This is a genomic window from Mycobacteroides sp. PCS013, assembly GCF_049532645.1.
In the GTDB taxonomy this organism is placed as follows: Bacteria; Actinomycetota; Actinomycetes; order Mycobacteriales; family Mycobacteriaceae; genus Mycobacterium; species Mycobacterium gwanakae.
Genome location: NZ_CP150131.1, coordinates 429,228 through 455,563, shown reverse-complemented (window position 1 = coordinate 455,563; position 26,336 = coordinate 429,228). Strand labels below are relative to the sequence as shown.

The 26,336-nt window shown below is 63.0% G+C and carries 29 protein-coding genes and 1 pseudogene; 14 read left to right on the top strand and 16 right to left on the bottom strand.

What is annotated here, in order from left to right; all coding sequences use genetic code 11:
- Window position 1 precedes the first annotated feature (1 nt).
- Window positions 2-814, top strand: coding sequence for a nuclear transport factor 2 family protein (locus tag RHO23_RS02310; RefSeq protein ID WP_057968177.1), 813 nt, complete (start codon window positions 2-4; stop codon window positions 812-814).
- Here RHO23_RS02310 and RHO23_RS02305 read toward each other — a convergent pair.
- The 5 genes from RHO23_RS02305 to RHO23_RS02285 form a co-directional block, all read right to left on the bottom strand.
- Entirely contained in the window at window positions 805-1,446 is a 642-nt protein-coding gene (locus RHO23_RS02305; RefSeq protein WP_070917182.1) for a TetR/AcrR family transcriptional regulator, read from the bottom strand. The two genes, RHO23_RS02310 and RHO23_RS02305, sit on opposite strands and share 10 nt — an antisense overlap.
- Window positions 1,439-3,649, bottom strand: a complete 2,211-nt coding sequence (locus RHO23_RS02300) for an MMPL family transporter (RefSeq protein ID WP_423488627.1) — start codon at window positions 3,647-3,649, stop codon at window positions 1,439-1,441. The genes RHO23_RS02305 and RHO23_RS02300 overlap by 8 nt, the downstream gene beginning before the upstream one ends.
- A gap of 156 nt (window positions 3,650-3,805) precedes the next feature.
- Window positions 3,806-4,606: a hypothetical protein gene (locus RHO23_RS02295; RefSeq protein WP_070942699.1), complete on the bottom strand. Its 801-nt coding sequence runs from the start codon at window positions 4,604-4,606 to the stop codon at window positions 3,806-3,808.
- Window positions 4,603-6,744, bottom strand: coding sequence for a WXG100 family type VII secretion target (locus RHO23_RS02290; RefSeq protein ID WP_070942700.1), 2,142 nt, complete (start codon window positions 6,742-6,744; stop codon window positions 4,603-4,605). Before RHO23_RS02290 ends, RHO23_RS02295 begins: the two co-directional genes overlap by 4 nt.
- A gap of 19 nt (window positions 6,745-6,763) precedes the next feature.
- Window positions 6,764-7,102, bottom strand: a complete 339-nt coding sequence (locus tag RHO23_RS02285) for a WXG100 family type VII secretion target (protein ID WP_070942701.1) — start codon at window positions 7,100-7,102, stop codon at window positions 6,764-6,766.
- A gap of 197 nt (window positions 7,103-7,299) precedes the next feature.
- Between RHO23_RS02285 and RHO23_RS02280 the strand changes: the two genes are divergently transcribed.
- The 5 genes and pseudogenes from RHO23_RS02280 to RHO23_RS02260 all read left to right on the top strand — a co-directional run bounded on the left by RHO23_RS02280 (window position 7,300) and on the right by RHO23_RS02260 (window position 10,889).
- Window positions 7,300-7,695 carry a hypothetical protein gene (locus RHO23_RS02280; protein ID WP_070942702.1) on the top strand — a complete coding sequence of 132 codons (396 nt, stop codon included), beginning with the start codon at window positions 7,300-7,302 and terminating at the stop codon, window positions 7,693-7,695.
- Between the two features lie 21 nt (window positions 7,696-7,716).
- A complete protein-coding gene (locus RHO23_RS02275; protein WP_234798287.1) occupies window positions 7,717-8,301 on the top strand; it encodes a DUF3558 family protein in 585 nt (194 codons plus the stop codon).
- Between the two features lie 27 nt (window positions 8,302-8,328).
- Window positions 8,329-9,619, top strand: a pseudogene (locus RHO23_RS02270) (hypothetical protein).
- Window positions 9,620-9,624: 5 nt separating this feature from the next.
- Complete coding sequence (locus RHO23_RS02265) at window positions 9,625-9,969, top strand: hypothetical protein (RefSeq protein ID WP_057969814.1); 345 nt, start codon at window positions 9,625-9,627, stop codon at window positions 9,967-9,969.
- Window positions 9,970-10,169: 200 nt separating this feature from the next.
- A complete protein-coding gene (locus tag RHO23_RS02260; protein WP_057969813.1) occupies window positions 10,170-10,889 on the top strand; it encodes a hypothetical protein in 720 nt (239 codons plus the stop codon).
- 18 nt (window positions 10,890-10,907) lie between these two features.
- On the opposite strand, the gene RHO23_RS02255 is transcribed toward RHO23_RS02260, so the two are convergent.
- The 3 genes from RHO23_RS02255 to RHO23_RS02245 are packed head-to-tail and all read right to left on the bottom strand — an operon-like array spanning window position 10,908 to window position 14,311.
- On the bottom strand, window positions 10,908-11,396 hold the full coding sequence (locus RHO23_RS02255) for a VOC family protein (protein ID WP_057969269.1): 489 nt from the start codon (window positions 11,394-11,396) through the stop codon (window positions 10,908-10,910).
- 30 nt (window positions 11,397-11,426) lie between these two features.
- Complete coding sequence (locus RHO23_RS02250) at window positions 11,427-12,794, bottom strand: WS/DGAT domain-containing protein (RefSeq protein ID WP_057969268.1); 1,368 nt, start codon at window positions 12,792-12,794, stop codon at window positions 11,427-11,429.
- Window positions 12,767-14,311 (bottom strand): ArnT family glycosyltransferase, encoded by a 1,545-nt coding sequence (locus RHO23_RS02245; RefSeq protein WP_057969267.1) that lies wholly within the window; start codon window positions 14,309-14,311, stop codon window positions 12,767-12,769. The genes RHO23_RS02250 and RHO23_RS02245 overlap by 28 nt, the downstream gene beginning before the upstream one ends.
- 39 nt (window positions 14,312-14,350) lie before the next feature.
- On the opposite strand from RHO23_RS02245, the gene RHO23_RS02240 reads away from it, so the two are divergent.
- Together RHO23_RS02240 and RHO23_RS02235 are read left to right on the top strand one after the other, a co-directional pair.
- Window positions 14,351-14,872: a DoxX family protein gene (locus RHO23_RS02240; protein ID WP_057969266.1), complete on the top strand. Its 522-nt coding sequence runs from the start codon at window positions 14,351-14,353 to the stop codon at window positions 14,870-14,872.
- Window positions 14,873-14,990: 118 nt separating this feature from the next.
- A complete protein-coding gene (locus RHO23_RS02235) occupies window positions 14,991-15,116 on the top strand; it encodes a hypothetical protein (RefSeq protein WP_044104255.1) in 126 nt (41 codons plus the stop codon).
- A gap of 162 nt (window positions 15,117-15,278) precedes the next feature.
- Here RHO23_RS02235 and RHO23_RS02230 read toward each other — a convergent pair whose 3' ends face one another.
- The 6 genes from RHO23_RS02230 to RHO23_RS02205 form a co-directional block, all read right to left on the bottom strand.
- On the bottom strand, window positions 15,279-17,060 hold the full coding sequence (locus tag RHO23_RS02230; protein WP_078284193.1) for an ABC-F family ATP-binding cassette domain-containing protein: 1,782 nt from the start codon (window positions 17,058-17,060) through the stop codon (window positions 15,279-15,281).
- 7 nt (window positions 17,061-17,067) lie between these two features.
- Entirely contained in the window at window positions 17,068-18,324 is a 1,257-nt protein-coding gene (locus RHO23_RS02225; protein WP_423489152.1) for an MFS transporter, read from the bottom strand.
- A gap of 8 nt (window positions 18,325-18,332) precedes the next feature.
- Window positions 18,333-19,358: a PLP-dependent cysteine synthase family protein gene (locus RHO23_RS02220; RefSeq protein ID WP_064410187.1), complete on the bottom strand. Its 1,026-nt coding sequence runs from the start codon at window positions 19,356-19,358 to the stop codon at window positions 18,333-18,335.
- Window positions 19,359-19,525: 167 nt separating this feature from the next.
- Window positions 19,526-19,948, bottom strand: coding sequence for a hypothetical protein (locus RHO23_RS02215; RefSeq protein WP_109535937.1), 423 nt, complete (start codon window positions 19,946-19,948; stop codon window positions 19,526-19,528).
- Between the two features lie 67 nt (window positions 19,949-20,015).
- Window positions 20,016-20,390, bottom strand: coding sequence for a hypothetical protein (locus RHO23_RS02210; protein WP_057979790.1), 375 nt, complete (start codon window positions 20,388-20,390; stop codon window positions 20,016-20,018).
- 46 nt (window positions 20,391-20,436) lie between these two features.
- Window positions 20,437-20,802: a hypothetical protein gene (locus tag RHO23_RS02205; RefSeq protein WP_064408045.1), complete on the bottom strand. Its 366-nt coding sequence runs from the start codon at window positions 20,800-20,802 to the stop codon at window positions 20,437-20,439.
- A 179-nt stretch (window positions 20,803-20,981) separates the two neighbouring features.
- Between RHO23_RS02205 and RHO23_RS02200 the strand changes: the two genes are divergently transcribed.
- Together RHO23_RS02200 and RHO23_RS02195 are read left to right on the top strand one after the other, a co-directional pair.
- Window positions 20,982-22,505 (top strand): multicopper oxidase family protein, encoded by a 1,524-nt coding sequence (locus RHO23_RS02200; RefSeq protein ID WP_423488626.1) that lies wholly within the window; start codon window positions 20,982-20,984, stop codon window positions 22,503-22,505.
- 98 nt (window positions 22,506-22,603) lie between these two features.
- A complete protein-coding gene (locus RHO23_RS02195) occupies window positions 22,604-22,882 on the top strand; it encodes a hypothetical protein (protein WP_030094719.1) in 279 nt (92 codons plus the stop codon).
- Between the two features lie 47 nt (window positions 22,883-22,929).
- Here the strand turns inward: RHO23_RS02195 and RHO23_RS02190 are convergent, their stop codons facing one another.
- On the bottom strand, window positions 22,930-23,328 hold the full coding sequence (locus RHO23_RS02190; RefSeq protein ID WP_423488625.1) for a VOC family protein: 399 nt from the start codon (window positions 23,326-23,328) through the stop codon (window positions 22,930-22,932).
- 118 nt (window positions 23,329-23,446) lie between these two features.
- Between RHO23_RS02190 and RHO23_RS02185 the strand changes: the two genes are divergently transcribed.
- The 4 genes from RHO23_RS02185 (at window position 23,447) to RHO23_RS02170 (ending at window position 25,457) form a co-directional block, all read left to right on the top strand.
- Window positions 23,447-23,827, top strand: a complete 381-nt coding sequence (locus RHO23_RS02185) for a nuclear transport factor 2 family protein (protein ID WP_415384478.1) — start codon at window positions 23,447-23,449, stop codon at window positions 23,825-23,827.
- Window positions 23,828-23,903: 76 nt separating this feature from the next.
- On the top strand, window positions 23,904-24,845 hold the full coding sequence (locus tag RHO23_RS02180) for a hypothetical protein (RefSeq protein ID WP_423488624.1): 942 nt from the start codon (window positions 23,904-23,906) through the stop codon (window positions 24,843-24,845).
- Between the two features lie 192 nt (window positions 24,846-25,037).
- Window positions 25,038-25,241 carry a hypothetical protein gene (locus tag RHO23_RS02175; RefSeq protein WP_423488623.1) on the top strand — a complete coding sequence of 68 codons (204 nt, stop codon included), beginning with the start codon at window positions 25,038-25,040 and terminating at the stop codon, window positions 25,239-25,241.
- 87 nt (window positions 25,242-25,328) lie between these two features.
- The gene (locus RHO23_RS02170; RefSeq protein WP_423488622.1) at window positions 25,329-25,457 is read left to right on the top strand and encodes a hypothetical protein; all 129 of its coding nucleotides are present in this window, start codon (window positions 25,329-25,331) and stop codon (window positions 25,455-25,457) included.
- A gap of 254 nt (window positions 25,458-25,711) precedes the next feature.
- Here RHO23_RS02170 and RHO23_RS02165 read toward each other — a convergent pair whose 3' ends face one another.
- Entirely contained in the window at window positions 25,712-26,296 is a 585-nt protein-coding gene (locus RHO23_RS02165; protein WP_423488621.1) for a hypothetical protein, read from the bottom strand.
- Window positions 26,297-26,336 lie beyond the last annotated feature (40 nt).

Here is a 26,336-nt window from a genome sequence, read left to right as displayed (position 1 = left end):
GGTGTCCAGCGCACCATTCGCCGACGAGCTGCTGGCGACCGTTCAGGCGTCGCCCGCAGCTGTCGGTGCACACGACAAGGACAGCTGGGTCGGCCTCTTCGCCACCTACGGCCAGGTCAACGACCCGGTGGGTTCGCGGCCTCATATCGGTGAGGCCGCGATCAGCAAGTTCTACGACACCTTCATCGCGCCCAACACCATCGTGTTCGAGGTCGAAAACGATGTGGTTGCCGGGATGTCGGTGCTGCGCGATCTGACCATTCACACCACGATGTCGACCGGCGTCACCATGCACATCCCGATGCACCTGCGCTATGACGTGGTGGAGGACGGGCCGGCCGCATCGCTCAAGATCGATCGGTTGTTCGCGTTCTGGGAATTGCGCGCCATGATCGGCCAGCTGTTGGGCGCCGGTAGCGACGGACTACTGGCGAGCGCGAAGCTGGGACCGCAGCTGCTGAAGAACCAGGGGCTCAACGGGGTACTGGGGTTCATGCGCGGCCTCAAGGGCGTTCGCGAGACAGGCAAGCAGCGCGTCCAGGAACTGGCGGGCGCCCTGGCTGCCCGGGACGTCCCGACGGTCACCCGGCTGCTCTCCCCCGACGCCTCCCTCTCCCTGGACGGCGTTACCGACGCATCGCTGGCCGAGTTTGTCTCGGCAACAAGTTCATTGACCGTTAACAAGCTGCTGGCCGCGGGCTCCTCGGTGTCGGCCACCGTGCATCTGGGTGATCGGCGCGGAGTCGGGCTCTTCGAGTTCTCCAACAACTCGGCGGCACCGGGCACGTTGGCGTCGGTGCGGCTCTACTTCTGACGCGGCAGCACTGCGGTCAGATCGACATCACTGACCGCCTGTCCCAGGCACGCTGCGCGTAAGGCGTTGTCGGCGAACAGTTCCGCATCACCCCACGGCAGATATGGTTTGGTGACCAGCATCGAGGCCACTCCATGCGCCGCCGACCACAGCTGCAGACCCATTGCGACGGTGTCGCCGTCTGGGTAGAAGCCTTCTTCCACGAGTTCTTGAACCCCCTTGTGCAAGTGCGCAAATGCCGCACTCACCAGCGTTTCGTCCAGTTCGCTGTCATCGCGGGGCGGCGCCGAGGTGGCCAGCCGGTACATCAGCGGGGTCGCGACGGCGAAGCGCACGTAGGCCATACCTTGCGCGTGCAGGCGCTCCAGCGTGGTCTGCTGATCAACGGCCGCGGCCACCATCTCATCGTCCAGCCGCTGGTAGTACTGCCCGCACACCGCGTCCATCAGCTCATCCTTGTCCGCGAAATGCAGATAGATCGACGGTGGGGTCACACCGATCTTGCGGGCCACCTCACGGATCGACGGCGCACGCAGCTCCTTGGCCTCCAGGACAAGTTCTATTGCGGCGTCGATGATTTCGTCGCGCAGTTGGTCTCCTTCCCCGCGCGACGAACGCGGACGCTTAGTCACTGAATCCGATTCGGTCATGGAGTTTGACCAGCGGCTTAGGTGCCCACCAGTTGTAGCGCCCGAGCATTCGCATGAACGAGGGCACCAGCAACATCCGGATGATGGTGGCGTCGACCACGATCGCGATGGTCAGTCCGGTGCCGAACATGCGCATGAAGGACACCTGCGCGGCTATCAGCGCGGCAAAGGCGATAGTCATGATCATCGCTGCGGCGGTGACGACCCGCCCGGTGCGGGCCACACCGAGCGCCACGGCCTCGTCGTTGTCGGCGCGGGTGCGTCCGGATGCCATCCAGTACTCACGGATCCGGGAGATGAGGAACACCTCGTAGTCCATGGACAGCCCAAACGCGATACAGAACAACAGCATCGGCATGGTGGCGACGATCGTTCCGGTGACCTCGGTCCCGAATCCGCCCAGGTGCCCCTCCTGGAAAATCCAGATCAGTGCGCCAAAGGTAGCCGTCAGCGACAACACGTTGAGCACGAGTGCCTTCAGGGGCAGTACCACCGAGCCGGTCAACAGGAACAGCAGTGCAAAGGTGACGATCGCGATGATGGCCAGCACCAAGGGCAGCTTGTCCACGATGCCGTCGACGGCGTCACGGTCCAGTTGCGCTCCCCCGCCGATCTTTACCGTGGTATCACCCGGGCCGGGTAGGGCATGGATGGCGTCGAGCTGACGCTCGGCATCTGCCGTGTAGGGCTTAGCGCCCGTCTGCACCGTGAAAAGTGCTGTCCCATCTTTGATCCCGGTTGCACCGGAGGGCGGGCCGACCTTCATGCCCCGGATGAAGGCGCCGGTGGGTGCGGCCACCTCCTTGACGTCCTCGATCTTCGACAGGTCCGTCGCGTACTGATCGATTCCCGACGGCGGCACCGCCCCGATGCCCTCGGCGATGACGGACAGGTTGGTGGAGCTGTTGTTGTTGAAGTTCCGGCGCATCTCGTTGCCGACCTGGTGCACCGAGGCCGACGCGGGCAGCACCCGGTCATCCGGGAACCCGAACTTGCCGTCAAGGAATGGCAGGCCGAGAACCACCAATGCCGTGACGATCACGACGGCGATCGGAACCGCTCGGGCCATAACGCGTTTGGTGTTCCGGTACCAGAACGTCTCGGTGACGTCCTTGGCGACGGGTTCTGGCCTGCCCAGGATCTTACGGATGAGACGGCGCACGTCGAGCGCATCGATCCGGTCGCCGAGCAGCGTGACCACTGCCGGCACGATGACCAGTGCCGCGATGGCTCCTACGAAGACCACGGCGACACCCGCGTAGCCGAATGACTTGAGGAAGTACATCGGGAACAAGATCAGCGCCACCAGCGCGAGAGCGACCGTCAGCGCCGAGAACAGCACGGTGCGCCCCGCCGTGGTCATGGTGAGCACCAGCGCCTCATCGCGCGGCTTACCGGCGTTCACCTCTTCGCGATAGCGGCTGATGATCAACAGCGAGTAGTCAATAGCAAGCGCCAATCCCATTGCGACGGCGAGGTTCAACGCGAACACCGATACATCGGTGACGTACGTCAGGCCCCGCAGGATCGACATCGCCCCCACGATCGAGAACACCCCGACCACCAGGGGCAGTAGCGCCGCGTAGAGTCCGCCGAAGATCCAGACCAGCACCACGAAGCTGATCGGAATCGCGATCGATTCCATGACCAGCAGATCCTTCTCGGACTGTGTGACGATCTGGTTGTAGAGGGTGGCGACTCCTCCGGCCTTGATCGAGACGCCATCGCGATCGACGGCGAGCGACTTGATGAGAGTCGCCGCGTGCTTTTGCGCGTCGTTCTCGCCACCGGTCAGTCCAGCGACGATCAACCCCGACTTGCCGTCCGTGCCGAAGAGATCCTCGGCGACGGGCGGCGGCGCCGTCCACGCCGAGGTCAGGTTGAGCACGTCGCCGGATTCCTTGAGCTGGCGCTCCAGATCGCTTGCGACGGCGCGCATCTGCGGGCTCTTCACACCCTGCTCGCTGGTGAGCATGAAGACCAGGGACTGGTCGCTGATGCCGAATTTGTCCGCGAGAACCCGTGTCACATGGGCAGACTCGGAGTTGGGGTCCTGCTGCCCGCCCGCGGCGAGATGCTTGGTGACCGGTACGCCGAAGATGGCGGCCGCTATGGCGATAAGTAGTGCCGCGCCGAGCACGAGGCGAGGCGCCGCGATAACCGATCGAGCCAAACGTTCCAGCATCGCAACGCCTTCCTCCAGAGAATAACGGCGTTAAGTTATCAGCGATAAGTTAGGCGGTCAAGGTTCCGAGCGTCCCCGCCGATCGCATACCGCACGCAGGCCTTTCGGGCGTTTCACCTGCGTGCAGTATGCGCTCGGCGAAGGATGGGCCAGGGGTCAGGACCCCGGCCAACCCGGGCTGGGAGGCTCCGTCGGGAAGTCACTGCGGGGATGCTCGCCGTCGATGAGGAAAGCGCGCCGCTCCGGCGGATCAGGCGCCTTGTCGATACAGGCCTGGCGGTCGGCATCGTAGGTGGGCCACACTGTTTCGAATCCAGAGTCACTGGTGAATAGGTCATTTAGGAAACCGGTGATCTGCCAGCCGCCGAAAACATTGTTTCCGGGGGCCGGCGCGGGCCCGGCCTGCGGGGGCAGCGGGGGGGACGGCTCGCCCGCCGGTGAGGTTAGATCGACCCGCATGGCGTACACGCCAGGAGTGTCTCCAACCGCTCGGCCCGCGCTGGCGAAAGTGCCGTTCTGTTGCGAGGCAATCCCGTAGGGGTAGTTGCAGAGTGTGATAGCGAGATCCCGTCCGGAGCGGCGCACCGACAGGATGCGGTAACGGACGTTGCCAACCAGCGCAGATGTCGTGGGGTGGTTCACATTCGGCTGGCGGTAGCCGGTGCCTAGGATGCCCCGCATTTCGTCGGTTGCTACCACGTCGGTGAATCCCGGGTACGCGTATTGCAGGTCGCCCATGTACTCAGCCAACAATCTTGACTCCATGTATGCGCGTACTGGGACAGCCGGGCCGGTCAAGAGGTCGATGCCGGGCTCGGCATTCCACTGGACCCGAAGCTCGCTCAACAAACCGCCCCAACGCTGGATCTCAGGTTGGTCCCTGTCGAAGAAGCGACATCCCGCCACCGGCATAGCCACTACTAGGACGAGCGCAAAGAATGCCCGGATACGCGTCATTTGTTCGCGTCCGGCCGCTTGATGACGTTCTCGTACTTCTGCGCAAATGGCGCCGACGGATTGTTCTCTTTGCCCACCGTGTTATCCAAGACGTTGTTGAGTATCTGCTGGTACTCGGAGTCCGACAGAATAATTTCGCGGTCTTTCAATTCCGCTAGCGTGCCGAAGTGTCCGTTAACCATGTAGGCCTGATCAACCCCCGGAACCGGAGCTCCGTCTGCGATGAGCGCATTGAGCACGAAGCGCGCGGACTCATCTGCCCCCATGTTGGGCACCACCGGTGTGGAGGTATTCGGTGGCGCGCCGATGATCGAATCTTTCATCGCGGCCGCAAATGCTCCGACAAGTGGGTTACTACCCAACAGCGTTTTCGCTCCCGCGTCGTAGGCGTAGCCACGCCATTTCTGAGCCTCGGCATCGTTGAGACCGATCGCATGCAGTCCCTCAGCGGTACCCGAGGCGACTAAACCTTTGAGGATCGCTGAGTCAAGAAGCCTCGCGTCATCTTTGCTTACCGGTACGCCGTTCTTGACGTCTTCGGCGTAGTTGTGCGCTCTGTCGAGTGCAAGGCGATCGGCGGCTCCGTTGAATTCCACATACGCATCCTGCTGTGTACCCAAAACTGCGAACAGACCCTTGGCAATTGGCCGTTCCGAGTTCGTGGGATCCAGTGGATCAAACTTGTCGCCGTCGCGGCCAGCGCCAGCGACGCTGGCGATGTCATCCATGTATGGAGTTAGCCCATGGGCAAACGCCTTCACCAGTTCGGGGTTGGCCTGCCCAAGCGTTTGGTTGGCAAAGGGGCCGCGATCGGTCAGCAACTCATCCTTGTGCGAGCCGATGTATTGCGCGTACTTCTCGGCGGTCTCCGCGGCAATATCGGCCTCGGGGCCAGTCGCTTGCTCGTTTGTCCAGCCGAACAGTGAACCCGCAGCCGCGCCCTTATCTGCCCACGGCACGTTTGTGATGTCGTGCAGAAAGTCGTCACCGTTGTCGCCGCGGGTACCGAGCAGTTGGTCGTGGATCACCTGATGATCACGCCCAGCAGACGTAAAAATATCTCTCACCTGCCAATCATCCGACGGGGGAGGCAAATCCATCCTCCGGTCGGCCAACCGGATTAATTCACGATCAATCTCCGTACCGGTTTGCAGCTCGCGTCTTCCATCCCGAACCATGTCCGTGACATCAGTCAGGTCCTGAATCTTGCGGGGATCGGCTTGTGTGTCGTACCCACCGTTCGAGATTGTGTTCCTCACTGAATCCGGCAATTGATCGAAGCCGCCCTTGACTACGTTGTTCGGATCGTCGAGGGCGTCTACCGTCGTTTCAGTCTTCGGGAACCGCACATTCTCGTTGCTCATCAACTGCCACGAATCTCCGATGATGTGCTTCTGATCGCCCAACCGCGCTTCGGCCGTCTTGAGTTCCTCGACCGTCATGCCCTTCTGTTGGGCTTGCATCTGACTGAGGTACGAGCCTTGCTCGGCGGTCAATTCCTGTCCGGGTTTTATGCCGTTCAGAACGGTCTCAACCCGCTTCGCAGCCTCTTCGTCACCCGCTAGCGCATCCTGAACATCCTGCTCGGCACGCTGACGCATTTCCGGCCGCCGCATTTCTTCCCCAGACAGCTTGTCTGCCATGGTGTTTCCGCCGGTGCCTTCGTCGAGCACGCGAGCCAGCTCGTCATCGAGCGTGTCACCGCGCGCCAGCAGACCTGTCACACGGGTCTTGAGATCCTTGAGTTTGTTGATGACTTTCTGTAGCTGATCCTTATCCATCCCAGTGATATCGGGAGGTGTCACGCCATTGGTTTTGGGATCAATGAGCACAGCGGGAGGCGCGGCAGCATCAGCCAGGAAAGAGCCGATGTCAGCAGCCAACGTTTGAGACTCTCCATAAGCTTTGTTGGCCTGCATCGCGACAGCGGTCGCCTGGGATCCTGCGGTCTGGAATCGAGCCGCAGAACGCGTCATCGCATCCCTTGCTGCATCGCCCGCGTCGCCTTTCCAGGTGGACACATCGACGATGGCCTGAACCTTGTCGGCGGCCTGTTGGCTGGCCTCACCACGTTTCGACGCGGCGTCCGCAAGCGCCTTGATCTGCGGTGGCCAGTTCTGTAGCTCGTCGAGCGTCATCCCCATAACGTTCCCCCGTTTAGACCGTGCTGCCTGATCCAGCTTGCTCGATGCGGCCACGATTGGCCGCATCGCGCTCTACCAACTTTGCAGCAGACGATGTGTAGTTCTCACTATGGCTGGTCAGCTCAGCGTGATGGTCTGCGGTTTCCTTCTGCCAATCGGAAATCCGCCTACTCAGCGCCTGGGCCGCCCGCCCCGATCCGAAACCGGCCTGCGCATCCGTCATCGCACGATGAGCGGCCTCGTGCGCCTCTTTGAGATCCGAAGCGTGTCCATGAAGCCGGTCTGCATGGGTCTGCAGCTCGGCCGGGTCCAGATGCAGGTGTCCACCCGATGAACCCGCAACGGTCGACATGTCTGGCTCTCCCTCGTCTCAACAGCACTTATGCCCCTATGTAATGCTCTGACGAGGCAGCGCCCGGTTCGGTTCCATAATCTTCCTGGTTCCCGCAGATTGACCCACCCGAAAAATCATGGAACCAAAACGGCTCATCTGACGTCAGACGTATATGTAGGACAAACATGTCTGCTTGACCAGCGAGGGGAGAGTCCATGCCCGGAGACTCAGGGCTCGATATGAACGAGCTGCATCTAGCGCCTGGAGCCGCAACGAAGGTTTCGCAGGAGTTCAGCGCAGCGGTCGACAAGCTCGAGGCGCTACGCAACGATGCAGGGGCCTTTCAAACCGACCTCGGAATGGGCTCGTGCGCCGAAGGCACTTCCTGGAATGACGCACTTCGAGAGTTGGTCACTGGCGAATCCGACTCCGTTCTCGCCGTCATTAACGCCCACATCAAGACGGTTAAGACGTGGGCAGAGTGGGCCAAGGTGGCGCAGACCGAATACGACAACACCGAGCACCGAAACACCGAAGCATTCGAACAGCTCAGAGGCGACACGATCGACAGCAATGGCTTGGGTGTCTATCCGCCGCCCATCACCAGCTGACAGGTCAGGAGGCTCGAACTAATGAAGATGAAATCGATCGCCGTTGCCGCAGTTTCGACCGCGCTCGTTGCAGGGTGTTCACACGAGGGAATCCAAGGCACGCCTACCTCAGGATCCGCCTCGTCATCCAGCTTGACTTCATCGTCCGCCAGCGTGTCCTCCACGACAACAAGCACCGACAGCGACCCGGTGAAGGGAACTACCTTCGCCGCGTGCACTGCGATCACAGATGCGGACGTCGCGACGTGGAATGTCGACCCCACCAACAAACGTGACGCCCACCAGACCGCGTTCGGACAGCGAGTACGTGGATGCATTTGGGGTGGGCCAGATTGGTTTATCAAGGTGTACGCGGTGGATACCCCTCTATCGAAGCTAGAACAGCCGAACGACAGGTGGGACCGTCATGAGCAGGTCACCGTTGGTGCGCGATCTGGATGGCTCATTCACGACGTCAACGGTATGAGCTGCTCGGTGACAATTCCGTCGCAAAAAGCAATCGCCACTGTTCAGGTCGATCTAAAGACCGATCTCACCGAGCAACGCTACGACCAATGCCCGTTGGCCCTGCAGATCATGAAGCAGATCGAGCCGAAAATACCTTAGAGCCAAAAGTTTTCAGGAGGAGAAGACATGGGGAAGAAGCAAATCCAGAAGGAGCACTGGGAAGGCCACGACCACCAGTCGATCTACAACGCTGCCCCAGGCATTCCAGACCGGCAGCCCGCAGGCAGCCCAGGAATCGATCAACAACATAGCGGAGCAGCTGGGCGACATCATGCACACGCTCGGCGGCAAAGTGCAGGGTATGCTAGTCGAAGATTGGCGTGGCCAGGCCGCAAAATCCTTGCAGAACAACATGTCCGAGTATTTCCGGGCGTCAGAACGGGGCATCATCAGTATCCGGCACGTGGCCGACAGGATGCCGCCGCTGGGCGACGCGATGAGCACCGCGAAGTCGAAGATCGAGCCGCCGATGTCTGATGCCGCTGCCGCAGACATGAAGAAGTCCGGATACTCCGATGCCGAGATCAAGCAGCGGAAAAACCAGGAGCAGTTCTTCGCGCGCCTACAGATGGTTGGCTTATTCAGCGAGCCGGTTGTTCGCGAGGGCGACAATGTCACCGACGTGCGGCCACCCCAGGGCAACAACCCCGGCAACATCACGCTTCAGCAGCCCAGCAACGGAACCGAATCTGGCAACAACGGTGGTGGCGGTGGCGGCCAAAACGGCGGCGGTGGCGGCCAAAACCCCAGCTCTTCAAACAATCTGGCCAATGGCCTCGCCGATAAGAACACCAAGCCTGCCTTCAGCGACGGTTCGGGTAACCAGAGCGGACAAGGCCAGGGCGCGGGTTCGGGCGGAGGAAGTGGCGCGGGCGGTGGCAGCCCCCAAAGCGGATCCGGTGGTTCGGGCAGTGGCCTGGGCAATGCACTCAGTGGCCTCGCGGGCGGCCTGGGCAAGGACGGCTCAGGCCTGGCGCCCGGCAACACGACCGCCGCAGGTTTCGGCTCCCCCTCAGGCTCAGGGTCAGGCTCGGGTACCGGAACCCTCAGCGGCCCAGGAGCATTGCGCGGTGGCGCAGGTGTTCCCAGCCCGGGCGGCGCCGGAACCAACGCCGCCGGCATCGGTGGTGCCGGAGTCCGTGGTGGCGCAATGGGTATGGGCGGCATGGGCATGGCTCCCATGGGCGGCGCCCACGGCCGCGGCGGCAAGGGCGAAGACGACGACGAACACCAGACTCCGGAGTTCCTCATCAACTGGGACAACGGCAACGAGCTGTTCGGCGATCTGCCCAAGGCATCCCCCGGCGTCATCGGCGACTGGAGCGAGCACGAACGTGCCGAGAAGCAACGCCGCGAGTCGGAGAAACGCCGCTACAAGTCCATGGGCTGGAACGTCGACTTCGGCGACGAGAAGTAGCCGATATGCCCGACCGGCATCAAGCCATCGATGTGCTGGGACAGCTTGCGTCGCGTGAAACTGCCCGCATGGCAGGCGCATTGGCGCCCGCGGTCGATGAGGCCATGCTTTGGCTCAAACGCATCCACTGTGTCGCCGCCGAGTTCTGGCACAGCCAGCCCCAGATGGAGTTGCCGCTGCCTGACGACAAGGCCGACAAGATCTTCACCAAGGTCAACGAAACCGCCGAGGACCTCAACCGCTACCAGTTGTGGACCGTCTTCACCGACCCCTGGACCTATCCCGAAAGCTCCGCCACCAGCCACCTCAACAACGCACACCCTCGACAACGTCTAACGACATCGGCCTGATCCCAGAAATACTCGCCCACTTGCAGCGCGTATTTCAGCCCCGCAACACCTTCGGCAAACCGTAACTAGCCGTCGAGCATCGGCTGCAGTCCGTCCGGCGCGCCCGTGATGTGAGTACGACGCTATGCCGCAGCGGCAAACCACCCACTAAGGAAGGTAGGCATCGAATGACCACAACCCCACACAAACTAGGTGCGACCGTGACGGGCGTGCGTTGCGCGGATGGCCTGAGCCACATCAGCCGGATGATCGCAAGCATGCTTCTAGCGTTGGCTGTGGCGGCGACCGCAGGCGGCTGCACCGGGCATGAGGCGCCGCCCACCGCGACACAAGAGGTGCAGTCCACCGCACCGCCCGCCGTGACGGCACCTGCGCCGACAACGACCAGCCACGCTCAGATTGGCACCTTTCCACAAGTGACCATTGCGCTGGCCACGGGGATCCAATGCGCTGTCAACGAAAGAATCGCCGTGTGTACCGGCACTCAGCCGTTCACAGCCCAGCGCTCGGGCGAGGCAGCCATGCAGACTCAGTTGGCAGTACTCGGAACCTACTCGCCTACTGCTGTGCTTGCCGGTGACCAAGTCGACATGAAGGACATTCGGCCAGGCGACATCGTCGAGAATTGGTCATCGGGGACGAGCCGTCTGCTCGTGGCCGTAGCGCCGGCAAGGCTCCAGCCCGACTTTGATCTGAAGGTCGTCAACGACAGTGGTCGCATCGAAACGATCAAGGGGTCGATCGGGGCGCTTCGTCTACCTGTCGGCCATCCGGTCAGCGACCTGGCAACGATCAACGACCCCGATGACGTACTCAGGGGATGGAAATTCACCGCATCCGAAGCCGGCGCAGTCGTGATCTCATCCGCCACTCGCTGGAGAACCGATGATCAGACCCTCACCATCAGCCTGCAAAGGTAACGACTTCGGAGACGACGACTAAGACCCGGACTGCGCCGCGGCCACCGCCTCCTTGGCGACGGCCACATCGAGCTTGCGCATGGTCATCATGGCCTGCATCGCCGCGTTACCGGTCACGGGATCAGAGTGGAAGATCAGGTCGATCAGCTCGCGCGAGACCACCTGCCAGGACACCCCGAATTTGTCCTTGAGCCAACCGCATTGGGACTCTTCTCCCCCGTTAGTCGTGAGCGCCTCCCAGTAGCGGTCAACCTCGTCTTGAGACCCGCAGTCGATCTGAAATGAGATCGCCTCATCGAACGTGAACTGGGGTCCACCGTTCAGCGCGGTGTACCGCTGCCCGTCGAGCTCGAATTCGACGGTGAGCACCGTGCCCTCCGGCATGGGGGTGTTCGGTCCGTAGTGGGTGACCTCGAGAATCCGGGAGTTCGGAAACACGGACACATAGAAGTTGGCGGCCTCTTCGGCGCGAGTATCGAACCACAGGCATGGAGTAATCGTCGGCATACCTGTATCGACCCGCGCCGACGAGAAAACTCATCGCAACCGGGCAGATACCTCGGTGAGCGCGTCGGCCAACAGGTCTTCGTAGTGATCGGCATCGGGCATCACTGCCGCGCTGGTGTGCACGCTCACCGTCACGGTGTCGCCGATGCCGTGCACCCCATGGGTCAGGCCCATCACCGGCGACAGCGCGGGGAATCCGGCGGTGAACACCACCCGTCCACCGCCTAACGTCAGATCGGCAGCACCGCGCACCACGCTCGACACCACGGTGTTGCCCGCGACGGTGGGTGGCATCAGGTCGGTGTTGAAGGCGTTGACACCCGCCCACATCATCGGCGCGGGCAGCGCCGCGCCTCCAGCACGTTGCGCGACCAGCACCGGGTGCATGGCGCGACGGCGCCTGCTCTCGATACCGTCCGCGATCTTCCGCGCCCGGGCGCGTAGATCCGTTTCACCCCAGCACAGGTCGACGCCAACATTGCGGAAATTATTGCGCGCCAAAGATTCACCGGCGGATGCGACGGTTACCTCCGCGCCCAGCCGTTCGGGAACCCACTGTCCGTGGTCGCGCAGATATTGCGGCAGCGCGATGCCGATCGCGGTGAGGACCGCGACGGTCACGCTCACGTCGTCGGCGCGAAGCTCATCGCGTGGCCGCACGATCATCCGGATCTCCCGATGCTCATCGGGCCGCGCATTCAGTGAAATCAGTGGGAATCCCTGCGGTTCCGGCTCCAACTCACCCGCCGCGACAAGCTCCTGCTGCTGACGGTAAGCCCGATAGCCATCGCGGCTCGCACTCAGCAGCCGACCCAGCTTCACCGGAAAGCCTGCCAGCCCTCGCAGTGCGGCATAACCAGGTACCTCCGGCAGCAGCCCGGCCTCCCCCGCCGCATCGCCGAACAATGCCCGCGCGGCCGCGGTGGCCCGCTGACCATCAGCCAATGCGTGCGATACCTGCAATACCGCGACAAGCGCCGGACCCGATGACCTCGGTGCGCCATGCACTCCCGGGAAAAGGTGAAGATGCCAAGGGTTTTCGCGAATGTCGACGGTGCTCGTGAGCAGTGCGGCGATCGCGGATCGGCACTGCGTCCAGCTGGAATCCGGCAGCGAGTGCACCGTCAGGGGCACCTGGGATTCGTCACGCGGCGCCCAGTACGGGTAATCGAGGTGTCCGGCGACGTCGACGGCCCGCACCCGCAGATCCGCGATGCGCGACGCGCGCGCGGCGAGCGTGTTCCGCAGGGCGGCGACATCCTGCGTCGGCGAATCGAAGCAGAACAGCAGGAACTGATCGTTCGGGAGTCTGGTCGACATCCAGTACATCTGGGCGTCGCGGGGTGCCATCTGTTCGACGGATGAGCCGCCTACTTGTAGGTGCGCCACTGGTCCCATAGCTGTTGCCACGGCGCAATTCTGCCGTAGTAGCGGTAGACCTGTGTCTCGTCCTCGCCGGAGGCGTGCAGCAGCTCGATTCGCTGCACCCCGCGGAACCCTTGGGCAAGTGCGGAATCCGGAGCATCGACGCCGATGTACATCATGTCCGTCATCGATTCCGGCGGCGCCCCGAAGTAGTAGTACCCGCGGTGGAAGCTGTAGGCACGGGAAACGCCCTCGCGTCCGGCCTCGACGTCATAGGCGGCGGCCATGGGATAGATCTGCAGCACCAGAGCCGTACGGTCACGTACCTCGGGCGGCATCGAATCGTAGGTGTCGCGCGCCACCTGGCGCAGGCCCTCCGTGGAGTGATCGCCACCGGCAAGCATGGTGGGCCCCATCTCGCCCGCCCAGGAAAACCAGCGTGCGGCAGCGGTTTCGGACACGATGGGCAGCCTGACGATCGCCATGATCACCGATGCGGCCGTCACCACCCCGATGAGCCCGTAGACCACGCCCCGTGCCGCGGCCCGGGAAGGGCGCCACCGGGAAAGTCCCACCGCGCCCGCGGCGATCAACAAGGCGTACAGCCCCATGGCGTAATAGGCACGTCCATGAGAGGCGAACATGAACGCTCCCACCAGCACCGCAGCCACGCCCAGGTATCGGTAGGCGCGCAGTGACGGCGCCGCCAGCAGCGCCACAACCCCGGCCAGCAGCAGCACCAGTCCGATGAACACCGAACCGATAAGCATGCCCGCCAACAACGCCGCCCCGCGTTCGGACTCCGCGGCCACGATTCCGGCCATCCGCAGGTATGGCCAGCCGTGGGTGCCCTGCCAGATGAGGGTCGGGATGGTGGCCACGACGGTGAAACCCGCCCCAATCCACAATTGCCGGCTGCGCAGCAGCACCCGCGGGCCGAGGACCGCCGCGCTCAGCAGTACCGCAAGCCATAGCGCCGGGATCAGGAATTTGGTCTGCATGCTGATCGCGGTGACGACTCCCGCCCACAGCAGCAGCCGATCGTCGGGCAGTCGTTCCCGGAGACTGCGGGTCCAGCGCACCAACAGCCAGCACACCACCGACCACAGCGCCGGATCGATGGCCGGTGTCTGCAGCCAGTGGGCCAGGATCTGGAACATCGCGGTGGCGTACGCGATGGCCGCGAGGGATTGTGTGAGGCGGCCGCCGCCGAACTCAGCGGCGATCAGCCCACACATCAACGTGCCAATTGCCACCGCAGCGGTCGCCGCCAGGCGCAGCACCCAGAGGGAGCCGGGCGCGATGTTGTCGGCGAGGCCCGCGATGAGGGGCACCAGCGGGGGCTGGTCAAAGTATCCCCACGACAAATGGTCGCGGCCCGCGACAACGAAGTAGGCCTCGTCGAAGAAGTACCCGTACCCCCTGCTGGCCCAACCGAATACGAGAGCGGTGATCGCGGTGATCGCTGTCAGTTCGGCGCGCGCCACCCGCACGGACGGTATGCCGGGGATGTCGTTGCCGTCGTCATACCGGGAATGGACCGCCGCCATAGCGAATTCACCATAGCCCTCATGCCATAGACTTCCGGCGTGCCGAGCACCAAGCAGTACAGCGATCCGTTGACTCGCAACGATATTGGACTCTTGGTCCTGCGTGTCGCGGTGGGAGCGACGCTGTGCTGGAGCGGGCTGAACATCGTGTTCGCCTCCGAGCAGTTCGCACAACTGGGCTCCTCGCCGATCCTTGCGCATCCCGATACGGCGGCTCGTGTGCTCGCAGGTGTCTACAGCATCGGGGGCGCCATGCTGGTCGCCGGACTTCTCACTCCCTTTGGCGCCAGTGCCGTGCTGGGTTCGATGCTTTACGTCGCAACCCAGACCTATGTGGCGCGAAACGACCTGTTGCAATCGGGCCCGGCCGTGCAGTTCCCCCTTGTGCTCGGCGCGGCAGCCATGGCGCTGCTGCTGTTGGGCCCGGGACGCATCTCTGTGGACGGGCGATTTGGCCGCGACGAGTGGCCTTCCGCGGTCTCATCGGTGCTGCTCATCGCCGGAATCGGGGGCGCGATCGCCGCGTGGGTGCTCATTAAGGGCACCAACCCGTTTTCTTAAGAGTTCAGCAAGGTCGCTCATGGTCTATGACCTGCGCCGATGCGTCTAGCGAAAATTGCCAGACTTTTCCGATTCGTAACTCAATGATTTCTTAATAGTGACCCCTACTGTTCAGTACATGACGAACGAGGAATTCGGTGCCACGGTCATCGAGATCGACTTCGAAGCCATCTACAGCGGCGAGATGCTGGTTGAGGGCGACAACTCGGAGCAGACCGATGAGTGGTTCCCGCTAGCCGTATAACGGCAGGTAGGCGAACCCCATAGGGGGACGCATCGGCGAGGCGCGTAGCGCATCGCATGCCGGGCCAAGTCCCGGATGTTTCTCACTCATCCATTCAGTTCTAGAGCGAGGGCAGTCACACCGACTGCCCTCGCTTTTTATTGAGGATCACGCCCGCGTGGGCTACTCAAGCTCTTCGGCGAGTTCCATCCACTGCACCTCGGCCGCGTCCTTCTCGGCGACGACGGCATTGAGTTCGGCGGTCAGCGTCACCACCCGGTCCGGGTCGGTGGCATGTTCAGCGAGCCGCTCATGCAACACAGCCTCTCGCTCCCCCAGCTTGGCAACGGACCGTTCGAGTCGTCCGAGCTCTTTTTGCGCGGCGCGCAGCGCCGCACCATCACGGCCACGATCGGGCGCCGGTTTGGTGGGGGCCGCGGTGGGTTGGACGTGCCGGCGCAGATACTCCTCGATGCCACCGGGCAGATTGGTCAGCTTGCCGTCACCGAACAGCGCCCACGTCGAATCACACACCCGCTCGATGAGATACCGGTCGTGGCTGACCACAACCAGGGTGCCGGCCCAGCCGTCCAGCAGATCCTCGACCTGCTGCAGGGTTTCGATGTCCAGGTCGTTGGTGGGCTCGTCGAGAAGAAGCACGTTCGGCTCTGCCATCAGCACCCGGGTCAGCTGCAGCCGGCGACGCTCTCCACCAGAGAGGTCGGCGACCGGCGTGCGTTGACGTGCCGGGCTGAATCCGAGCATCTCGGCAACCTGCGAGGCGGAAAGCTCCTTGTCTCCCAGCGTGATCCGCAATGCGATCGACTCGATCGCATCGAGCACCCGGATGTCGCCGGGCAGGTCGTCCAGCTCCTGGCGCAGCCAGCCGATGCTGACCGTCTTGCCTTCCTTGCGGTGTCCGGCCGCCAACGGCACCGCACCGGCAAGCACGCGCAGCAGAGTCGTCTTTCCGGATCCGTTGACGCCCACCAGGCCAATGCGCTCGCCCGGAGCCAGGCGCCAGGTCAGATCGCGCACCAATTCCTCACCGGCGGGTGTCGTCACCGTCGCGTCCTCAAGCTCGATGACGATACGGCCCAGGCGGCGACGCGCAAATGCGCTCAGCGCCACAGAGTCTCGCGGCGGCGGCACATCGGCGATCAGGGCCTCGGCCGCCTCGATTCGGTATCGCGGCTTGGACGTTCGCGCAGGTGGACCGCGCCGCAACCAGGCCAGCTCCTTGCGCGCGAGATTGCGGCGGCGCGCCTCCGCGGCATCGGCCTGCCGCCCTCGTTCGGCACGGGCGAACGTCCAGTCGGCATAACCGCCTTCATACGATTCGACGCTGCCGTCGACAACCTCCCAGGTGCGGGTGGCCACGGTGTCCAGGAACCACCGATCGTGGGTCACGACGACCAGCGCGGTGCGCCGCGCCAGCAGATGCTCGGCCAGCCACTGGACGCCTTCGACGTCCAGGTGGTTCGTCGGCTCATCGAGAATGAGCAGGTCCAGATCGCGAACAAGTGCGGCGGCGAGCCCCACGCGCCGCCGCTGGCCTCCGGACAGCTCATCCACGCGCCGATCGAGGCCGAGGGCCGCCACTCCAAGCCCTTCGAGGATCGAACGGATGCGCGCATCCCCGGCCCATTCGTGTTCAGCGACGCCCAGGGGCGCGATCACGACGTCGAATACCGTCTCGCCTTCAAGATCGTCGCGCTGGGTGACTACGGCTTGGCGCAGGTCACCGGTCCGGCTCACTCTGCCCTGATCCGCCGGTTCGACACCGGCGAGCACCTCCAGCAGCGTGGTCTTGCCGCCGCCGTTGAGGCCCACCACCCCGATGCGGTCTCCCGCTTGCACCCCCAGGCTGACGTTCGAGAGCAGCGGCTTGACGCCGTATGACTTCGAAACACTCTCGAGGTTGACGAGGTTGATGGGTTTAGCGGGGCTGGTCATGGCCTCCACAAACTACTCAGGCATTGGCAGCCCGCGCCACTTCCCTGCCCTGGTCCAGCAGACCTGCCCGCCGCAACGCGAACAGCGCCGCCGCGCACACCAGCCCGATCCCGGCCAGCGATACCCATAACAATGCCGGCTTGCCGTGCTGCTGGGTGTAGCCGAATATCGATCCGGTCAGCAGGTTCCCGGCCAAGATGCCGACGCCGACAATCGTGTTGTACAGCCCATAGTGCGTGGCCACCAACCTGTTGCGCGCCAACCTGACCACGGTGTCCATCTCGAAGGGGAAGGTCGCGATGGTGCCCACGGCCAGCAGGGCCGCCGCCAGCAGCAGCGCACCAACGGCAGCGAGTTGCCCTGCCGCCGCCGCTGTGGGTAGCAGCATCAGCGGCACAAAGGCTGCCGCGATGACCAGCATTCCGAGCACCAGGCTGCGGCTGGGGCCGAATCGCACGGAAAGCCACCCGGTGAGTCGCACCTGTCCGGCGATGGCGACCAATCCGGACACCACGAAGATGCTTGTCACCAACACCGTTTCAGACTTCTTGTCGCCGGTCAGCAGGGCCGCCTGGAACGGCAGCGCGAGATAGACCTGGAACGTCAGCACGTAGGAGCCGATCATGGCGCCGGAGAACAGCAGGAAGGCCCGGTTGGACACCACCGAACGCCAGTCGGCGAGCACCGGCTGGCGTTCCGCTTCCTGCTCGGTGCGGTTCGGCGGCAGCGCCATCAACTGGATGACCGTCAGGACCGCGAAAACCGCTGCGGCGACGGCGCAGGTGATCCGGAAGTCCCATGCCGTCAATGCGAGTCCAACGATCGGCCCGAACAGGATTCCCGCCTGGTAGAAGACGTTGAAGACAGCGAAGGCCTCCACCCGGCGTTCCCCGGAATCTGCTGCCAGGTAGGCGCGCACCGCGGGGTTGAACAGAGCACCCGCGAAACCCGTTGCCGCCGAGGCGATCAGTATCGCCGGCAGGGAGCCGACGAAGGCCAACATCAGGAATCCGCCGGTACGCAACAGACATCCCGCCACAATCAGCGGCTTGTATCCGAATCTGTCGGCCAGCGTGCCGCCGACCAGAAACATGCCCTGCTGAGAGAAGTTCCGGACACCCAGCACCAGCCCCACCATCCACGCGGCCAAACCCAATGGCCCGGCCAGGTATCCGGCGAGGTAAGGCATCAGCATGTAGAAGCCGACGTTGATGGCGAACTGATTCACCATCAGGATCTGGCTGGGCCGATCGAAAGACCGGAACTGGCGCAAGGTTTCGATCACGCCATTCTCCCGATCGGGTCGATCACGCGGGTCAGCCTGGTCCATCGATCCACCACCCGATCCGACGGATCGTCAATCACGTCGGGTTCCTGCGCCGGAGGGCGGTCCAACAGATCGTGGCTGCGGCAGTAGTCGTCATCGTAGATGGTGCCGTGGTAACGCATCGGACCGTCGGGGAAGATCGCCGCGACGCGGGATCCGGGAGCCGAGGTCCGTGCCACCCACCCCGCGACCAATGCCACTGCCCCGACGCTCCATCCGCCGCTGGCGTGGTACGCAGCGGCCAGGGTCCGGGCCGCCCAGACGGCCTCATTCGGTGCCACCCAATGCGCTTCGTCGAATGCGGCGTAGTCGACATTGCCCGGATAGATGCTCGACCCGAGGCCGCGCATCAGGCGTGAGCTGGCAGGCTGCCCGAAAATCGTGGAGCCGATGGTGTCGACACCTACCAGTCGCAGGTTCGGATTGTGTTCCCGCAGTACACGTCCCACACCCGAGGAATGTCCGCCGGTTCCCACCGAGCAGACCAGGGTATCCACGGTTCCCAGCTGGTCGATCAGTTCTTCCGCGAGCCCGCGGTAGGCATCGACATTGTCGGGGTTCTGGTATTGATCAGGGCACCACGAATCCGTTTCGGCGGCAAGTATTTCGGCGACACGATCTTTACGCGCCTGCTGCCATCCTCCGATCGGATGTGGTTCTGTGACGATCTCGACCCGAGCGCCGTAGGCGGTCAACATGCTGCGCACGATGGGCTCCAGGCCCGGGTCGGTGACGAGGGTGACCGGGTGCCGGTAGATGATTCCGGCCAGGGCCAGTCCCAGCCCCAGTGTTCCGCTGGTTGATTCGACGATCATGGCACCTGGCTTGAGTTCTCCCCGCGCCCTGGCCTGTTCGATCATGTGCAGCGCGGGCCGGTCTTTCATGCCGTTGGGGTTGTGACCTTCGAGCTTGGCCCAGAAGCCGGTGCCTGGCGTCGCGAATGGCTCCGATACCCACAGCACCGGGGTGTTGCCCACCAGTGTGTTGGGGTCGTGGAACTTAGGCCCTAGGTGTGTGCAGCTACGACGAGATGACAGAGCAATGCTGTTGTTCATTGAGAATCCCTGCGTGGGGGCCGCATGAGACGGCCGGGAAGCTGATGACGGCGTGCGGGCATTGCGGAACTCCGCTTTGCCCGAGGGACCGATCAGCGCCGAATGACGCAGAGTTTGGTGAGAATGTCGCGGCCCGTTCGGGCCCCGTGATAGCCGACGGCACGTGGTGGACCGCGCGAGAGGTGGGCGGCCACGGGCTGGAACACCAGCATGGCGAGAGCAAACGCGGCCAGCACGAACAGAATCCGCAGTGGATTGAAACCCCGGGCCAGTGCGACCAGCCCGTCTGCGGTCTGACATGCCATCTCATGGACCGCGTTGTCGAGGTGTGCATGGGTAGCCGACGGCCCGTGCCCCTGGAGTGCGGCGTGCGTCGCCTTATGGTGCGGCGCCTCGCCGCCACCGTGACCGACGGACACACAGTGCAAGATCGGCAGGGTCGCGACCGTTGCGACGAGGACCGCGACCAGCCACAGCCGCCCACGGCGACTCGTGCGGCGCGCTCCGGTCAGCATGACGCGAGGTTAGCACGATTTAACATACCCTCATGGGGTATGTGACCTGATCGCTATCTAACTGTGGTCAGCACTCAACGCTGACATGCATGACCCGGTAGTCCAGTACCTGAACCAGCGGACTGGTGGGATCGGCCACACGGATGCGCTGCCAGCGGTACTCCGACCGCCCCTCACGCACGGAGGTCGCAACGCATTCGGTCAGCGGTGCGCTGCCGCGCCGATTGATGACGACCTTGTCTCCCCGGGCCTTCAGGGATGTGATGACAACGTCGGCGTTCCCATGGTTCTTGGGACCGGCGTCGGCACGCGGTGTGCCAACAGCCATGAGTGCACCAGCGGCGGCCGCGGCCAAACAGAGGCCGCCGAGGCGGTGGAAGATGAGGCGTCCGTACATAACGATTCCCAACGTCTGCGCCACTTCGGTGTGGCGAGTCTTCACTGACAGCCGTATGCGGCAGCAGGACATATCCGCCGCAAGGGATTCATCAGCGCCGACTCACGCAGATCTGCTGCAGACGGGCTCGGCCGCCAACGACTGTGACACACGCACGACGGCGCGGCGGCGCACGTGGGACCACCACCCGCAAAGGGAGCAGCGAAACAGCCAGGGTCACGACCAGTGCCGCCGCCCATAGCATTCGGAATGCGTTACCGGATCGGACTTTTCCGGCGATCACATCGAAGATCTGGCTGGTGAAGTCCTGAGAGGCCCGGCCGATGTGCTGGCCCACACCCTCAACCGCGTCAGACGCGGACGCAGCGAGCTGGTGCGAGACGACCGGGAGCGCCGCATCGGCCATCACCGTGCAGTGCAGTACCGGCAGTGCGGCGATCACGCCTGCGACAAGCACGGCGATCCATCGAGATCGCGACGAACCCCTGGTTTTCACCACGTCGCCTCGGCCAGCGCACGGGCACCCGACACGACGCGGACCCGCCACACCGGTTGCAGTTCACCACTGGACGGCAACACACCCCGACCGTAGCACGCAATTCGCTTAAAATACCCCTACGGGGTATACATATCATCATGACAACGGGCAATTCACCACTGCTTGGCCGCCGCGAGCTCCTCCGTCTGGGCATGACGGTGGCCGCAGCCGGATTTCTCGCGTCCTGCACCAGGAACCCCTCCGGAACCGCGACACCACAACGCGTTAAACCTGATTCAGCCCGGGTCGCCGCAGTGGAAGCGGCCCGGCGACCCCAGGGGGCCGCGGTCAGACAGTTCGCTCTGAACGCCGGACCCACTCAGCTCGACCTCGCCGGAACCCAGGTGCAGACGTGGGCATACGGAGGGCGGGTACCCGGCCAGGAGATCCGTGTTCGCAAGGGTGAAATCCTGCGTGTGCAAACTGTCAACAACCTCCCGGCGCCCACCACCGTGCACTGGCACGGGCTCGCCCTGCGCAACGACATGGACGGCGTGCCCGGCCTCACTCAGCCGGAAATACCGCCGACCGGAGTGTTCGATTACGAGTTCGCGGTGCCCCACGCGGGCACGTACTGGTTCCACCCCCATGTCGGTACGCAGATCGATCGCGGACTGTACGCGCCGCTGATCATCGAGGACCCCGATGAGCGCACCGCGTACGACGAGGAGTTGGTGGTGGCGCTCGATGACTGGATCGACGGCACCGGTACCGATCCCGACCAGGTGCTCGAAGGGCTACGCGCCAAGGGCATGCCCCCGATGGATCATTCGATGATGGGAGGCATGGGATCGGACCCGACCGCGCCGCTGGGGATGGACGCCGGCGATGTGAAGTACCCCCACTATCTGATCAATGGGCGGGTGGCTGCCGATCCGCAGGCCGTCACCTATCGCGCCGGACAGCGGGTGCGGTTGCGCATCGTCAATGCAGGCGGCGATACGGCATTCCGGGTCAGCATTCCCGGCGTGCCGATGACGGTTACCCACACCGACGGCTTCCCGGTGCAACCCTTCCAGGCCGACACCATCCTGGTGACCATGGGCGAGCGGGTCGACGCCGTCGTCACCATCCCTGGTTCGTCGGTGCCGCTGGTGGCCGTACCCGAGGGCAAAGATGGCTTCGCCCAAATGATTCTGCGTTCCGGAGATACCCCGGTGCGCGGGCGCGCCGAAGATACCGCGATGCTGATGAAGTCGCAGGTGCCGCTGGACACCGCGACACTCAGCGCTGCCCCCGAGGTTCAACTGAGCCAGCGCAATGCGGACGTCATTCACGATGTGCGGTTGGCCGGTCCAGTCGGCAAGTACACCTGGACCATCAACGGCAAGACCTACGATCCACGCGACGGGCTGCCCGTACGTGAGGGCCAACGGGCACGGCTACGTTTCGTCAACGACTCGATGATGTTCCACCCCATGCATCTCCACGGGCACACCTTCTCGGTCCGAGATGCGAAGGGGACATACCGCGCCCGCAAAGACACGGTCCTCGTCGCCCCCATGAAGACCGTCGAGGTGGACTTCGATGCCGACAATCCCGGGCAGTGGCTTACCCACTGCCACAACATCTATCACGGCGAAGCCGGAATGATGGCGGTCGTGTCCTACGTGCAGGACTGACGCGCGGCAGATCCTCTGCAGCACTGCATAGCGACCTTCACGGAGAGCAAGATTGCTACCCTCGCAGAGAGATATACGACCACGTGAAGGGAGTCCCGGTGGCAAGTGAAGGTGCAGTTCGCCCCGAGGACGTTCTGTCCGACGCCGACAACTCAACCACCGTCGACGGACTCACCGTACGGAAGGGCACAGTTGCAGCATTCATCGCGAATGCCAAACTCTTAGAGACCACTGCCGAGTCAGATCCACGGCGCGCAGCCATCGAAAGCGAACTCCGAAACCTAGCGCCGGCCGTGCGTGCAGTCGGTCTCCTCGACGTATTCACACCGCGCTCGGAATTCATCACTTCGATCCTGAACGAGACGGCAGCGGATTAGTCGAATGCCCGGATCGAAACTCATCGTGCGCACATGTCCACGACGAGTCATACCCCGAACTTGGCACGCGCCTCGTCGGTGACCGGGGTGAACAGATTGACGAGATTCCCGTCGGGATCCCGGAACAGCAGGGCGCGGTTCCCCCACGGCATCGTTGTCGGTTCGGTGACCACATCGGCGAGACGCTCGCGAAGCCGGGCGAATTCGGCGTCCACGTCATCCACGATGAACTCGAGAATGGCTGTGCGATTCGCAGCCGGCTCGGCAGATCCCCGCCCGAACAGCGGGACAGTTTTCTCGCTGCCGATCGCCAGCGTGCCGACCGGTGTCGGAATCTCCGCGAAGAGTTCATTCCCCCAGACGGCCACTGCTTCGGTGACCATCTCATAGAACGTGACCAACCGATCGACGTCGGCTGTGATGATTCGTGTCGAAACGAATCTCATTGGTAGACCTCCTGGGAATGCCGCCGATGATCGGCGGACAGCGCGGTGAGCCAGATGCTAGGTGCGGACCCCGACAAGTCCGGGAAACTGGAACCATCTGATCGAAAGAAAGGCCTCCATGAGTGACATGGATCTGCGAAGCGCGCTCGAAGCCCACTGGGCGGCTTCCGACGCGAACGACTTCGATGCGGAACACCGCGTCTATCGAGATGATGCGGTTCTCGAATACCCGCAGTCTGGTGAGCGAATTCGTGGGCGCGCCAACATTCAAGCCTCGCGTGAAGCTCAGCCGAACAGGAAACGGTTCACCGTGCGACGGATCACCGGTGGGGGCGATCTATGGGTCAGCGAGCTCATCGCGACGTACGACGCTAAGCCCTTTCATGTTGTGAGCATCATGGAGTTCGAAGACGGCGAGGTGATCCGCGAAACGCAGTACTTCGGCGAGCCCTTCGAACCCGGACCAACCCGCGCTCAATGGGTTGAACCCATCGGGTGAATTCGATCGCGCTCGGCGCCTGGCTTGATCCCCCAAAGCGTTGAAGCGTGACCGTGCGTGGCCCTACGGTCGAAGGGTGGCAGAGGAACCAGAGACCGAGACCATCTATAGGGACCCGTTCTCAGCTGAGTTCGAGAGGCGCAAGAACCACCTTGAGGCGCTCCCGGGGTATCGCCTCAAGCTCGACCTCGAAGCCCTCAATCGATGTTCTTACACCTTCGGCCGAAACGCTGAGGAATTGTCCAGGCATGTTGGACAGTTCCTGCTTTCGCAGACCACTTTTGCTCGCGAGCTGTCCGACGAGTACGTCAACGAACTTGTTCGGTTGCTCCACAACTACCTCACGTCGATAACGACTCTGATTGACGCACAGCGAGTACTCATGCGGCATCGGTGGCCGTCGGCGAAAAAGGGTGAGTACTCGGAGTTCGAGACAACGGACTATGCAGCACAGTTGAAAGCCACGTTCGAGAGCGGCGAAGCCGAGTTCATGCAGAAGCTGCGGAACTACTGCACGCATTATTCGATTCCAGTTCCCGGCTTGGGTACGAGCATGTCCTGGGAAGCTGGCGGCCCGGTGATCCGTGTGAACACCTTGCAGCTCTCCCGCGACGAGTTGTTGCGCTGGGACGAATGGCGAGCAGCCGCAACGGCGTATCTCCGCGCACAGCCAGATCGCTTTGACTTCGCGCCGATCATCGAACGCTACATGGCAGGAGTGCGCGTCTTTTATCAGTGGTTCTGGGAGCAAGTGAACGCGCGCAGCGCCCACCTCACCACCGAGCTAAACGCCAAGGCAACAGAGGTGCAGTTCTGGTACGACGAACACAACCTGCGGCCAGATTGGCTGTTCAAAGGTGATGGGGTGCCGCCGTCCGATTGGAACGGTCGTCTTGAACGGGCCAAGCTTCGCATCGCTCGCTTCCAGCATGGGACGCAAGGCTTCCGGGTTTCCATAGTCGATTCAGACGGTTGTGTCGATCTTGGCGCTTCAGACTGGAACCCCCTGCCGAGGTAAGCAATCCGACAGAAGCCCGAGCCGGGACGCCGCGAGCGAACTACGGTGGAGACCAGCGGCAGCTGGCACAAGATCACCGTCGCCATCTGGCCACCAAAGGGCTAGGCCCTTTCTCGTGCTCAGGGCCTCATCGCCGCACTGGAGACCGGGACGTGCCGTATCGCGGGCCAGCTGTCCGACCTGGAGGCTGACATGCTCGGCCGGGAAGCCGGACAGCACCAACCAGACTCGGTAGCAGCGGCGACCATCGTCTTAGAAACTCTGGCCACGACAGCCGGAGCACAGATCACCTTCGTAGTTCCTACCGGACGCCTTTCCGGCAGCAGGGGCCTAGCACTAGTAGTGCCGATCAACAGCGGATACATCCCGTGGGTGCGGCGTATCGGCGGGCTGTGAGCAGGTCAACCACCCCACTGCTAAGGGGGCTAACGCCGAGCATCGGGGGATCAGGGATTGTCGTACCGGCGAGGCGAAATAGTCGCCATGACACTCACACCCGAAGTTCGGACCACGCTTAGAGCGGCAATGGAGATCTGCGACGAAAACAACGATGACAACGGTGGCGGTGCCGATTACAGCGCCGTTGCGGCGACGATCGGGACCGACGAATAGGTGGTACTACGGGAGCTAATGCCGAGCATCGCAACGTATTTCGAGGATGAACTACCGGGTGATGATGGGACCGTCATCGTTAGGTGGCCGAAGGACGAAGCACGGCAACTGATAGAGAGCAAATAGCGCGCCCGTGCGTTGCCGACGGACCACGCTGCTACCTGCCGGAGCTGTCCGAACCGCTCACCGACTGACCCGATCCCAGCAGGTCTGATCTGAATATCGATAGGGCACGCGTTCGTGTCGCACTGCGCCTAGCGGTTGGTATCTGGCGCATTGCGCGGTGTGAGACACCATGGCCCATAGGAAATCCCGACACCATGGCGCGTGGGGCCGAACCGACGCTTGCGATCCACATACTTCACCACTGGCCGTGCTCTGTGGCAGTGTTTAAGACTCTCCAGAGCAATCGGCGCTAGTTCAAACTCGTAGGTACGGCCGTGGTTCCGCCCCAGGACAGTCGGCTCGAAAGCGGTCCTCTGATCATCACGAAGGATCTCCCTGTACTCCCCCCGCTCCAGTTCCGGCAACTCGGTCACCTCGACGGCCATTCCACTTCCATGGATAGAGCCCATGACGTGAATACTCGGCGACCTACCAGACTCACACTCGAATTCCCATAGAACAGCCAAGAGTTGCGTCTCAGCGTTTCCGGTATTGCTCACCACGACTCGCGTCGACCACCCGGTCAGCACTCCCGAGGTGAACTCAGCCGTGACCCGCTCGTCTTCAAGTACTAGATGCGGACGGTCCCACCAGTTGAGCTTGACTTGCCAGCCAAGCGATAGAAGTGACAGGACGATGGCGATCGACGACATGACGTACTGCCCTGTCGCCATTCACGCACCGTCACTACTAAGCGCGACCACGATGTCGGAT

Bases quoted from the DNA above. Each gene is read 5' to 3' on its own strand.
- RHO23_RS02300 (WP_423488627.1), bottom strand. From the start codon at position 3,649: ATGCTGGAACGTTTGGCTCGATCGGTTATCGCGGCGCCTCGCCTCGTG.
- RHO23_RS02295 (WP_070942699.1), bottom strand. From the start codon at position 4,606: ATGACGCGTATCCGGGCATTCTTTGCGCTCGTCCTAGTAGTGGCTATG.
- RHO23_RS02290 (WP_070942700.1), bottom strand. From the start codon at position 6,744: ATGACGCTCGACGAGCTACAGAACTGGCCACCGCAGATCAAGGCGCTT.
- RHO23_RS02285 (WP_070942701.1), bottom strand. From the start codon at position 7,102: ATGTCGACCGTTGCGGGTTCATCGGGTGGACACCTGCATCTGGACCCG.
- RHO23_RS02280 (WP_070942702.1), top strand. From the start codon at position 7,300: ATGCCCGGAGACTCAGGGCTCGATATGAACGAGCTGCATCTAGCGCCT.
- RHO23_RS02275 (WP_234798287.1), top strand. From the start codon at position 7,717: ATGAAGATGAAATCGATCGCCGTTGCCGCAGTTTCGACCGCGCTCGTT.
- RHO23_RS02265 (WP_057969814.1), top strand. From the start codon at position 9,625: ATGCCCGACCGGCATCAAGCCATCGATGTGCTGGGACAGCTTGCGTCG.
- RHO23_RS02255 (WP_057969269.1), bottom strand. From the start codon at position 11,396: ATGCCGACGATTACTCCATGCCTGTGGTTCGATACTCGCGCCGAAGAG.
- RHO23_RS02250 (WP_057969268.1), bottom strand. From the start codon at position 12,794: ATGGGACCAGTGGCGCACCTACAAGTAGGCGGCTCATCCGTCGAACAG.
- RHO23_RS02245 (WP_057969267.1), bottom strand. From the start codon at position 14,311: ATGGCGGCGGTCCATTCCCGGTATGACGACGGCAACGACATCCCCGGC.
- RHO23_RS02235 (WP_044104255.1), top strand. From the start codon at position 14,991: ATGACGAACGAGGAATTCGGTGCCACGGTCATCGAGATCGACTTCGAA.
- RHO23_RS02215 (WP_109535937.1), bottom strand. From the start codon at position 19,948: ATGCTGACCGGAGCGCGCCGCACGAGTCGCCGTGGGCGGCTGTGGCTG.
- RHO23_RS02200 (WP_423488626.1), top strand. From the start codon at position 20,982: ATGACAACGGGCAATTCACCACTGCTTGGCCGCCGCGAGCTCCTCCGT.
- RHO23_RS02190 (WP_423488625.1), bottom strand. From the start codon at position 23,328: ATGAGATTCGTTTCGACACGAATCATCACAGCCGACGTCGATCGGTTG.
- RHO23_RS02185 (WP_415384478.1), top strand. From the start codon at position 23,447: ATGAGTGACATGGATCTGCGAAGCGCGCTCGAAGCCCACTGGGCGGCT.
- RHO23_RS02175 (WP_423488623.1), top strand. From the start codon at position 25,038: ATGCTCGGCCGGGAAGCCGGACAGCACCAACCAGACTCGGTAGCAGCG.
- RHO23_RS02170 (WP_423488622.1), top strand. From the start codon at position 25,329: ATGACACTCACACCCGAAGTTCGGACCACGCTTAGAGCGGCAATGGAG.
- RHO23_RS02165 (WP_423488621.1), bottom strand. From the start codon at position 26,296: ATGGCGACAGGGCAGTACGTCATGTCGTCGATCGCCATCGTCCTGTCA.